General features: G+C 73.8%; 9 protein-coding genes. 6 read left to right on the top strand and 3 right to left on the bottom strand.

From position 1 onward, the window contains the following. Positions 1 to 307: 307 nt before the first annotated feature. From QK440_RS12870 to QK440_RS12850, 5 genes are all read left to right on the top strand, one after another. Positions 308 to 1,720, top strand: coding sequence for a TraR/DksA family transcriptional regulator (locus QK440_RS12870; protein ID WP_282793192.1), 1,413 nt, complete (start codon positions 308 to 310; stop codon positions 1,718 to 1,720). Between the two features lie 77 nt (positions 1,721 to 1,797). After that, complete coding sequence (lspA, locus tag QK440_RS12865) at positions 1,798 to 2,382, top strand: signal peptidase II (RefSeq protein WP_282793191.1); 585 nt, start codon at positions 1,798 to 1,800, stop codon at positions 2,380 to 2,382. 62 nt (positions 2,383 to 2,444) lie between these two features. After that, positions 2,445 to 3,386 (top strand): RluA family pseudouridine synthase, encoded by a 942-nt coding sequence (locus QK440_RS12860; protein ID WP_282793190.1) that lies wholly within the window; start codon positions 2,445 to 2,447, stop codon positions 3,384 to 3,386. After that, positions 3,383 to 3,871 carry a GNAT family N-acetyltransferase gene (locus QK440_RS12855; protein WP_282793189.1) on the top strand — a complete coding sequence of 163 codons (489 nt, stop codon included), beginning with the start codon at positions 3,383 to 3,385 and terminating at the stop codon, positions 3,869 to 3,871. Before QK440_RS12860 ends, QK440_RS12855 begins: the two co-directional genes overlap by 4 nt. A 166-nt stretch (positions 3,872 to 4,037) precedes the next feature. After that, positions 4,038 to 5,624: a Na+/H+ antiporter gene (locus QK440_RS12850; protein WP_282793188.1), complete on the top strand. Its 1,587-nt coding sequence runs from the start codon at positions 4,038 to 4,040 to the stop codon at positions 5,622 to 5,624. Positions 5,625 to 5,702: 78 nt separating this feature from the next. Here QK440_RS12850 and QK440_RS12845 read toward each other — a convergent pair whose 3' ends face one another. After that, positions 5,703 to 6,800 (bottom strand): mechanosensitive ion channel domain-containing protein, encoded by a 1,098-nt coding sequence (locus QK440_RS12845; RefSeq protein ID WP_282793187.1) that lies wholly within the window; start codon positions 6,798 to 6,800, stop codon positions 5,703 to 5,705. Between the two features lie 179 nt (positions 6,801 to 6,979). On the opposite strand from QK440_RS12845, the gene QK440_RS12840 reads away from it, so the two are divergent. Next, a complete protein-coding gene (locus tag QK440_RS12840) occupies positions 6,980 to 7,549 on the top strand; it encodes a dienelactone hydrolase family protein (RefSeq protein ID WP_282793186.1) in 570 nt (189 codons plus the stop codon). A 10-nt stretch (positions 7,550 to 7,559) separates the two neighbouring features. Here the strand turns inward: QK440_RS12840 and QK440_RS12835 are convergent, their stop codons facing one another. Together QK440_RS12835 and QK440_RS12830 are read right to left on the bottom strand one after the other, a co-directional pair. After that, positions 7,560 to 9,188: a serine/threonine-protein kinase gene (locus tag QK440_RS12835; protein WP_282793185.1), complete on the bottom strand. Its 1,629-nt coding sequence runs from the start codon at positions 9,186 to 9,188 to the stop codon at positions 7,560 to 7,562. A gap of 53 nt (positions 9,189 to 9,241) precedes the next feature. Beyond that, positions 9,242 to 10,909 (bottom strand): alkaline phosphatase D family protein, encoded by a 1,668-nt coding sequence (locus QK440_RS12830; RefSeq protein WP_282793211.1) that lies wholly within the window; start codon positions 10,907 to 10,909, stop codon positions 9,242 to 9,244. Between the last annotated feature and the right edge of the window lie 93 nt (positions 10,910 to 11,002).

Raw genomic sequence — 11,002 nt, 5'->3', positions numbered from 1 at the left:
GCTTTTCGCTCCGGCCAGTGTACGGCGCCCGGACGGGGGCGGCCGACCGGTTTTCCGCGGGCCCCGGGCGGTGCGGGTGGCGGGGCCGTACTGACCCGAATGGCGAGACGCGCGCCGACGCGTTCCGGTGCGCCCCGGTCGGCGGATTACCGGGCGGGGAGCTGGGCACAACGCTTGGGGGTTCGTCGCGCGGCACCCGCGGGGCGGGGGAATCGGGCGGCGTGCCCCGTTGCCGCGGGCTGGGAGTCGATTTATCGTCCCAGCACGATTCGCGAGCAAGATCACAATATGTGAAGGGGCCGCGGCCATGGTGGCGAAGAAGACCGCCGTACAGCAGTCGGCGTCCAGCAGATCCACAGGCCCGCGTGCCTCCGGCAAGGGCACGGGCACCGGCCGCGGCGGTGGCGACGGCATCGGGGAGGGCACGGGGAAGGCGGCCACGGCCAGGAAGACGGCTGCCGCCAAGAAGGCGGCCATGGCCGAGGAGGCGGCTCCGAAGACAGCGAAGAAGACGGCCCCGAAGAAGACGGCTCCCGAGAAGGCGGCCCCGAAGAAGGCGGCCCCGAAGAAGGCGGCGGCCGGGAAAACGGCCGGCAAGAAGACCGCTGCCAAGAAGACCGCTGCCAAGAAGACGGCCGTCGAGGAGGCGGCTGCCGGGAAGGCGGACGCCATGGAGACGGCTGCTGAGAAGGCGGCTGCGCGGAAGGCCGCCGACGAGAAGGCGGCGGCTCAGTCGACCGCTGGTCGGGCGGCCGCTCCTGGGAAGACCGCCGCCCAGAAGGTCACCGCCAAGAGGTCCGCGACCGGGAAGACCGCTGCGAAAAGGGTCACGGCCGAGAAGGCCACCCCTGAGAAGGGCGCCAAGAAGGCCGCGGCGCGAACGGCGTCCAAGAAAGCCGCGGGCGCGGGCCCCGGCTCCGGGCAGGAGGCCGCGGCGCGCAAGGCCGCGGCGAAGAAGGCGGTGGACGAGAAGGCGGCGGCCGCGGGCGGGGCCGCTCGGGCGGCCGCCGACGACCGGCACCACGAGAACGACGCAGGCTCCGGGGGCGAGGCCCCGGCGAGGGAGGTGGACGGGGGCGGCGGCGCGTCCCAGAAGGAGGCGGGTCCCACCGCCGAAGGCCCGAGGGCCGGCACGAGCAGGGCCAAGAAGACGGTCGCGTCCGCGGCCGAGGATGCGGCTCAGGCCGCGGAGACGACGGGAGCCACGACGGTGGTTGCGAAGAAGACTCCGGGCACGGCGATGGCGCAGCAGGCGGGAGCCGTACCGAAGGCGGGGACGGCGCCCGCGGCGGAGACGGTGCCCAAGGCGCGCGCGGCGGCGCCCGGCGAGCTCGCGGTGCGGCCCGGCGAGGACCCGTGGACCCCGGCGGAGGTCGCCGAGGCGCGCACCGAGCTGATGACCGAGGCCAAGCGGCTGCGGACCGAGATCGAGGCGTCCGAGGCGTCCCTGGTGGGCCTGATGCGGGACTCCGGGGACGGCGCGGGCGACGACCAGGCGGACACCGGCACGAAGAACATCACGCGGGAGCACGAGATGGCGCTCGCCGCGAACGCCCGGGAGATGCTGGAGCAGACCGAGCGCGCCCTGGAGCGCCTCGACGCGGGCACGTACGGGCTCTGCGAGAACTGCGGCAACGCGATCGGCAAGGCCCGGATGCAGGCCTTCCCGCGCGCGACCCTGTGCGTGGAGTGCAAGCAGAAGCAGGAGCGGCGTTTCTGAGCGCGGCCTGGACACCTGGGGCCGGTGCGGGGTGCCGTACCCTCGTCCCAGTCAGGTACCTAGGTTGAGGGATTCACGTGGCAGAGGCGGAGCGCATCATCGGTACGCCGGACACCCCTGAGGCAGAGCCCGGCCCCGACGGCGGACAGGAGCCCGAGGGGGAGCGCAAGCCCGCGGGCAGGCGCAGGATCGCCGTGCTCTTCGGTGTGGCCCTCGTCGCGTACGCCCTGGACCTCGTCAGCAAGATGATCGTGGTGGCCGAGCTGGAGCACCACGAGCCGATCGACGTGGTCGGCGACCTGCTGCGCTTCAACGCGATCCGCAACGCGGGCGCCGCCTTCGGCATGGGCGAGGCGTACACCATCATCTTCACGGTGATCGCCGCGGCCGTGATCCTGGTGATCGCCCGCCTCGCGCGCAAGCTGTACAGCCTGCCCTGGGCGATCGCGCTGGGCCTGCTGCTCGGCGGGGCGCTCGGCAACCTCACCGACCGGATCTTCCGCTCGCCGGGCGTCTTCAAGGGCGCGGTCGTGGACTTCATCGCGCCCAAGGGCTTCGCGGTGTTCAACCTCGCGGACTCGGCGATCGTCTGCGGCGGGATCCTGATCGTGCTGCTGTCCTTCCGGGGGCTCGACCCGGACGGGACCGTGCACAAGGACTGATCCGCCGACGGGTGCGGGAGGAGCGGTACGGCGGTGTCGGTGCCCTCCTGCATACTCGTGGGGTGAGCACGCTTCCCGAGATCCGTACCCTGCCCGTACCCGACGGCCTGGAGGGCGAGCGCGTCGACGCCGCCATCTCCCGCATGTTCGGTTTCTCCCGTACGAAGGCCGCCGAGCTCGCGGCCGCCGGCAAGGTGCTGGTCGACGGCTCGGTCGCCGGCAAGTCCGAGCGGGTGCACGGTGGCGCCTGGCTGGAGGTCGAGATGCCGCAGGCCGCCGCGCCGGTGCAGGTCGTCGCCGAGCCCGTCGAGGGCATGGAGATCGTGCACGACGACGACGACATCGTCGTGATCGTCAAGCCGGTCGGCGTGGCCGCGCACCCGAGCCCCGGCTGGACCGGCACGACCGTGATCGGCGGCCTCGCCGCGGCCGGGTACCGCATCTCGACGTCCGGCGCCGCCGAGCGCCAGGGCATCGTGCACCGCCTGGACGTGGGCACCTCCGGCCTGATGGTCGTCGCCAAGTCCGAGCGGGCGTACACGTCGCTGAAGCGCCAGTTCAAGGAGCGCACGGTCGACAAGCGGTACAACGCGCTGGTCCAGGGCCACCCCGACCCCATGAGCGGCACCATCGACGCCCCCATCGGCCGCCACCCGAACCACGACTACAAGTGGGCGGTCACCGCCGAGGGCAAGCCCTCCGTCACGCACTACGACCTGATGGAGGCCTTCCGCTCCGCCTCGCTGCTCGACATCAAGCTGGAGACGGGCCGCACCCACCAGATCCGCGTGCACATGGCGGCCCACCGCCACCCGTGCGTGGGCGACATGACGTACGGCGCGGACCCCACGCTCGCCAAGCGCCTCGGCCTGACCCGGCAGTGGCTGCACGCGGTGCGGCTCGGCTTCGAGCACCCCGGCGACGGCGAGTGGGCCGAGTTCGCGAGCGACTACCCCGAGGACCTCCAGCGGGCCCTCGACCGGGTCCGGGCGGAGAGCGCGTGAGCGCCGCGGACGCCGGGGGCGGCGTGCTCTGCCGGGTCGCGGTGAGCGAGGAGGACCGCCAGGCCTGCTTCGCGGTGCGCAAGGAGGTCTTCGTGGCCGAGCAGGGCGTGCCCGAGGACCTGGAGTACGACGCGTACGACGAGGGGGCCGTGCACGTGCTCGCGGTGCGCCGCGCGGACGGGGCCCCGGTCGGCACCGGGCGGCTGCTCACCGGCGAGGCCGCGGCCGCCAAGAACGGCGGGGCCGCCGGCGTGGGCGCCCTGGGCCGGCTGGCCGTGCTGCGCTCCGCGCGGGGGCTCGGGGCCGGGGCCGCGCTGGTCCGGGCCATCGAGGACGCCGCCCGCGCGCGGGGTCTCGACGCCGTCGACCTGCACGCGCAGACGCAGGCGCTGGGTTTCTACGAGCGTCTGGGGTACGAGGCGTACGGACCCGAGTTCCTGGACGCGGACATCCCGCACCGGGCCATGCGGAGGGCCCTGCGCTAGCGGGGCGTCCGTCCGCCGGGGCAGGAGCCGGGGCCGGGCAGACGCCTCGCGTGCCGGGGGCACCCGCACCGGCGGTGGCCGCTTCAGGGCGTATTCGTCCTCTTTGCGGGCATTCGTGGCAAGGTTGAACACCTGATCATCCCTGCCTCGGCCCCGGAGGGCACCCGTGGACCAACTCGCGCTGCTGCTCGTCCTCTTGCTCGGCGCCGTGGTGACCGTGCCGCTGGGGGACCGGCTCGGGCTGCCCTCGCCCGTGCTGATGACCCTCGGCGGCATCGTCCTCGCCCTGGTGGACTTCGTACCGAACGTCGACGTCCCGCCGGACCTCATCCTGCCGCTGGTGCTCCCGCCGCTGCTCTACGCCGCCGTGCAGCGCACGTCCTGGCGCCAGTTCACCGCCAACATCCGGCCCATCCTGCTGCTCGCCGTCGCGCTCGTCTTCGTGACGACGGCGGCGGTCGCGGCCGTCGCGCACGCCGTCGTGCCGGGGCTGCCGCTGGCCGCCGCGCTGGCGCTCGGCGCGCTCGTCGCCCCGCCGGACCCGGTCGCGGCGACCGCCGTCGCCGGATCGCTCGGCCTGCCGCGCCGCCTCGTCTCGATCCTGGAGGGCGAGGGCCTGTTCAACGACGTCACGGCGATCGTGCTCTACCACGTGGCCATCGCCGCCGCCGTCAGCGGCACCTTCTCCTGGCCCGCCGCGGCCGGGCAGCTCGTGCTCTCCGCGGTCGTCGCCGTCGCCGTGGGCCTCGCGCTCGGCTGGCTCAGCAACAAGCTGATGAGCCTGCTCGACGACGCCACCCTCCAGACCGGGCTGACGCTGCTCGTGCCGTTCGTCGCGTACGTGCTCGCCGAGGAGCTGCACGGCTCCGGCGTCCTCGCGGTGCTGACCACGGCCCTCTTCCTCGCCGAGCACGCCGTCGACGCCGACGACGTGCTCGGCCGGATCACCGGGCAGTCCTTCTGGCAGATCGTCGACACGCTGGTCACCGGGGTCGCCTTCGGCCTCATCGGCCTCGAACTGCACAACGTCTTCGGCACCTCCGCGGGGCGCGAGTGGCGGATGCTCGGCTGGGGTGCGGCGATCGTGGCCGTCGTCGTCGGGGTCCGGCTGCTGTGGCTGCTGCCCGCGACCTGGCTCGCCAAGCGGCTGCACAAGCGGCGCGACTACGACGAGGAGATCCCGGTGTCGTGGCGCGAGACCGTCGTCATGTGGTGGTCCGGCATGCGCGGCGTGGCGTCGGTGGCACTGGCCCTGGCCATCCCGCTCAAGACGGACGACGGACAGCCGTTCCCGGGCCGGGACGAGATCGTCTTCATCGCCTTCTGCGTCATCATGGCGACGCTCGTCGTCCAGGGCCTCACCCTGCCCTGGCTGGTCAAACGGCTCGACGTGCGCGCGGACACCGACGCCGAGCGGGCCCTGGAGCGCGCCCTCGCGCTGCGCGCGGCCAAGGCCGCCAAGGCCCGCCTCCGGGAGATCGAGGAGGTCGAGGAGCTGCCCGAGGAGCTGTCCGAGCGGCTGCTGCGCGGCGCCTTCGACATCGGCGCGCGGATCAGCCCGGACATCCTCGACGACGAGCGGCGCGAGCGGTACGCCAAGCGCGCCGACCGGTTCAAGACGGTGCAGCGCGTCCAGCGCGAGATGATGTCGGCCGCCCGGCACGCCGTCCTCGCCGCGCGCAGCGAACCCGGCTCCGACCCGGAGATCGTGGACCGGGTTCTGCGCCAGCTCGACGTACGCAGCCTGCGCTGACCGGCGCGCCGGACGCGAGCCCGGCCGACGAGGAGGGGGGGGCGGCCGTCCGGCCGCCCCCCCTCCTCGTCGGCACGGTCAGCCGCGGCCGGTGCGCGGCACGTGCGGGGGCGCCGAGCGCGTCCCCCGGCCGTCGGCGGACGACGACAGCTCGGCCCACGCGGTGTTGACCCGCGGCAGCGCGTACGGGTGGTGCTCGGTCAGCCAGGCCACCATCTGCTCGCGGACCGTGACCCGGACCGTCCATATGTCGTCGGCGTCCTTGGCGGTGACGAGCGCGCGCACCTGGATGGTGTTCGGTGTGGTGTCGGTGACCGCGAGGCCCCAGTCACGGCCGTCCCAGGCGGCGCAGTCACGCACGATGTCGTGCAGCTTGTCGCGCATCGCGGCGACCGGGGCCGAGTGGTCGAGGTGGAAGAAGACGGTGCCGGTCATCTGGGAGCCGCCGCGCGACCAGTTCTGGAACGGCTTCGACGTGAAGTACGACACGGGCATCGTGATCCGCCGCTCGTCCCAGGTGCGCACGGCCAGGAACGTCAGGGTGATCTCCTCGACCGTGCCCCACTCGCCGTCCACGACGACCGTGTCGCCGATGCGCACCATGTCGCCGAAGGCGATCTGCAGGCCGGCGAAGAGGTTGCCCAGGGTGGACTGGGCGGCGATGCCCGCCACGATGCCGAGGATGCCGGCCGAGGCCAGCAGCGAGGCCCCGGCCGCCTGCATCGCGGGGAAGGTGAGCAGCATCGCGGCGGCCGCCACCACGCCGACGACGGCCGCGACGACGCGCTGGATCAGCGTCACCTGCGTACGGACGCGGCGCACCCGGGCCGGGTCGCGGTGGGTGCCGGCGTAGCGGGAGTACGAGGCCTCCACTATGGCCGTCGAGATGCGCACGGCCAGCCAGGCCACCGAGCCGATGAGCACCAGCGAGAGCGTTCTGCCGATGCCCGCGGAGTGGTCGAGGGCGACTTTCGCGTGCTCGTACGAGGCGCGCAGCGCGGCGGTGCACAGGACGAGTTGCAGGGGCAGCCGGCAGCGGCGCAGAAGTCCCCACAGCGGGCGCTGCGGCTGCCTGGCGTCGGCACGGCTCAGCGCCGTGTCCACCAGCCAGCCGACGGCCAGGGTGAGCACCAGCGCGGCACCGATCACGATCAACGGGCGCAGGACGTTCTCCATGTGTTCGAGGGTAGGGGTGAGCGGAAGTGACGATCTGAGACGGGTGGGGTGAGTGGGACCAAGGGAAGAAAGAGTGCAGGTGGGGCTTATGTGCAGCAGGTGGTTTCCAATGGTGCGAGTGGGGCGGGTGGGACAGGTGGGACGAGTTGTCTTCGGTGGGGCGATGGCACGATGGCCTCATGAACATCGTGCTCTTCCATTCGACGTACGGGCTGCGGCCCGCGGTGCGCGCGGCGGCCGACCGGCTGCGCGCGGCGGGTCACCAGGTGTGGACCCCCGACCTCTTCGACGGGCGCACCTTCGAGACCGTCGAGGAGGGCATGGCCCACCAAGAAGTAGTAGGCAGGGATGAGCTGCTCAAACGTGCCGTGCTCGCCGCGGCGCCGTACTCGGAGCGCGGACTCGTCTACGCGGGCTTCTCGCTCGGCGCCTCCGTGGCGCAGACCCTGGCGCTCGGCGACGACAAGGCGCGCGGCCTGCTGCTCCTGCACGGCACCTCCGACATCGCCGAGAACGTCGCGGTGGACGACCTGCCGGTGCAGTTGCACGTCGCCGAACCCGACCCGTTCGAGACCGACGACTGGTTGAGCGCCTGGTACCTGCGGATGGGCCGGGTGGGCGCCGACGTGGAGATCTACCGCTACGCCGGGGCCGGGCACCTGTACACCGACCCCGATCTGGACGACTACGACGCCGAGGCGGCCGAGACCACCTGGCGCACGGCGCTGGGGTTCCTGGAGACCCTGTAGGCCTCCGGGGCTAGGGCCGCCCCGTGCAGCGTCCCTTGGGGCTGCTCACGGGCGGTTTGCACAGGTAGACGATGTCGGCCGCGCTGGCGCTCAGGAAGCGGCCCACGCACCTCTTTGCGACGGTGCGGCCGCGCTCGGCGCAGAACCGCAGCGCCGCGTGGCCGTCGGCGAACGGCCCCGGGACGTAGAAGACCCAGTAGCCGCGCCGCAGCGAGGGGTAGTCGTCGCTGCGCAGGTAGCGGGCCTCCGGGATCCGCTGGCGTACGGCGGCGAGCTTGCGGTCGCGCGTCGCGGGCGACGACGTGACGGGCTCGGAGTGGAGCTGGGCGACCCAGCGGCCCAGGTGGGGCAGGGGGGCCTTCTTCGGGGGCGTCGTGCGGGTCTTCGGCGGCGTCGTCCACGGGGCCTCCGGGGGTGTCGTACGCGGAGCTTCCGTCGACATCGACGTCGGCGCCGGTGTCGGCGTGGGGGAGGGTTTTCCGGAGTCCGTGGGGGGCGCGGTGGGCGAGAGCCCGGCGCTCGTGCTCGTCTCGTCACCCGCCTTGTCGTCCGGACCGTCCCCGTTCCGCAGCGCGAGCGCGAGGGCGGCCCCCACCACCAACGCCAGGACCACCGCCACCGCCGCGACGACCACGGGCGTCCGCCGCCGGGGCGCGTCCCCCGGCGGCGGACCGGTCGGCTCCGGGCGGGCGGCGGTCACCGTCGGCACGTACGCGACGGGCGCGGGCGGCGGGGAGGACGGCGCGGAGGGCGCGGGCGGCGGGGAGGGCGGTGCGGGCGGCGGTGCGGCCCCGGCGGTGCGGCCCTCGGCGACCGCCGCCAGCATCGCGTCCAGGTGCTCCGCGCCGGGCCGCCGCGCCGGGTCACGGACGAGCAGCGCCCGCAGGACCGGCGCCAGCGGCCCGGAGCGCACCGGTGGCGGCACCGGGTCGTCGAGCACCGCCGCGAGCGTGGCCAGGGTCGAGGACCGGCGCAGCGGACTGACGCCTTCCACGGCGACGTACAGGACGAGCCCGAGCGACCACAGGTCGGCGGCCGGGCCCTCGCCGGTGCCGCGGACGCGCTCGGGCGCGATGTACTCGGGGGAGCCGATCAGCTCGCCGGTGGCGGTGAGCTGCGTGGACCCCTGGAGTGCGGCGATACCGAAGTCGGTGAGGACGGCCGGCGGCAGCGCGCCGGGGCCGGGCTCCTCCCGCAGCAGCACGTTGGCGGGCTTGAGGTCGCGGTGCAGGACGCCCGCGGCGTGGGCGACGCGGAGGGCGGACAGCAGTTCGCGGCCCATCCGCGCCGCCTCCCGGGGCGCCAGGGCGCGCTCCTCCAGGAGGTCCTGGAGGGTACGGCCCGGCAGCAGCTCCATCACCAGCCACGGGGGCCGGTCCGGGGGTTCGACGATCTGGTGGATCGTCACCACGTGCGGGTGGTTGAGCCGGGCCAGCGCGCGGGCCTCGCGCAGCACGCGCTCCCGCGTCAGCCGCGCCGTGGCCGCGTCCGGCTCCGGGCCCGGGGCCCGGACCTCCTTCAGCGCCACCTCGCGGTGCAGCACGGTGTCGCGGGCCCGCCACACCGTGCCCATGCCTCCGCTGCCGAGCCGCTGGAGCAGCTCGAAGCGGCCGTCGACGACGTCCCCCTCGCCACTCATGGGCCACAGGGTAGGGGCTCCGCGGGCCCGCGTCGGCGTGCTTTACCGGGCTTTCAGCGCACCGGCTCGCGCACCCGCTCCACCTTCTGCGTCCCGCTGAGCGTGCGGTACGAGCGCGCCCAGGCGGAGGTCGCGTTCCGGTCCTTGCGGTCGGACACGACGTAGTAGTCCATCTGCGAGCGCTCGGCGGTCACGTCGAGGACGCCGTACCCGTGCGAGTCCATGTCCAGCCACTTCACGTGGCGGTTGGCGGCCTTGACGGCGGCGACCCCGGCGAGGGACAGCGTGTGCGGCGGCACCTTCAGCAGGTCGTCGACGTTGTCGGAGGTCACGGACGTGACGACGAACTCCGTGGCGGCCGAGGGCGACACCGGGTACGTGGCCGCCTTGACGGGCACGTCGTTCGCCCAGGCCATGTGGATGTCGCCGGTGAGGAACACGGTGTTGCGTATGCCCTTGTCCCGCAGGTGCGTGAGGAGTTCCGCGCGGTCGTGCGTGTAGCCGTCCCACTGGTCGGTGTTGACGGCGAGCCCCTCCTTGGGCAGGCCGAGCAGCTCCGCGAGCGGCGCGAGCAGATACGCCGGGAGCGAGCCGAAGGCCACCGGCGAGATCATCACCGAGGTGCCGACCAGCTTCCACGCGGCGTCGGAGGAGGCCAGGCCCGCCTTCAGCCAGTCGAGCTGGGCGCGCCCGGTGATCGTGCGGTCCGGCGCGTCGACGGCGCCGCTGCCCGGCTTGGCCTGCTGGGAGCGGAAGGAGCGCAGGTCGAGCAGGTGCAGATCGGCCAGCTTGCCGAAGCGCAGCCGGCGGTAGACGGTGCCCTCGGTGGACGGGCGCACCGGCATCCACTCGAAGTAGGCCTGCTTGGCGGCGGCCACGCGCGCGGACCAGTCGCCCTCGGTCCCGGGCTGATGGTTCTCGGCGCCGCCGGACCAGGCGTCGTTGGCGACCTCGTGGTCGTCCCAGATCGCGACGACCGGATGGGCGACGTGCATCGCCTGGGCGTCCGGGTCGGTCTTGTGGACGCCGTGCCGCACGCGGTAGTCGGCGAGCGTGACGATCTCGTGGCGCGGCCGGTGCTCGCGCACCACGCCGTCGGCGGAGGCGTACCCGCCGGACGCGTACTCGTACAGGTAGTCGCCGAGGTGCAGGACCGCGTCGAGCTCGGTACGGGCCGCGAGGTGGCGGTACGCGGCGAAGTAGCCCGCCTCCCAGTTGGAGCAGGACACCACGCCGAAGCGGACGCCCGGCGCGGCGGCGTCGTGGGCGGGCGCGGTGCGGGTGCGGCCGACGGGGGAGTGGACCGGGGTGCCGCCGTCCGCGTCGCCCACGGAGAAGCGGTAGTAATAGGTGGCCGCCGGGCGCAGGCCCCTGACGTCGGCCTTGACGGTGTGGTCGCTCGCGGCCCGCGCGGTGGTCGTCCCCCGGCCGACGACCCGGCCGAACCCCTTGTCCTCGGCCACCTCCCAGCGCACGGTCACGTCGGGGCCCTTGCCGGAGCCGGGCACCGCGTCCGGGGCCGGGGTGACGCGCGTCCACAGCAGGACGCCGTCGGGCAGCGGGTCCCCGGAGGCGACGCCGTGCAGGAAGGCCGGGCCCGCCTCGGCGGCGCGGGCGGGGAGGGCGCCGGCCAGGGGCGCGGCGAGGGCGGCGGAGGCGGCCGCCGCCTTGACGACGGTACGGCGGCGCGGGGTGAGCGCGGAGGCCTGGGGTCTGGCCAAGTCCTCGGCGGGCACAGGCGAGTTGGTCTCTGTTCGACTGGTCACGGGGAGGAACCCTACGTACCGGTAACGCGAAAGAGCGAGCGATCTTCG

The organism is Streptomyces sp. CC224B (assembly GCF_030010595.1).
Lineage (GTDB): Bacteria > Actinomycetota > Actinomycetes > Streptomycetales > Streptomycetaceae > Streptomyces > Streptomyces longispororuber.
This window is presented reverse-complemented; position numbering and strand designations above follow the sequence as displayed.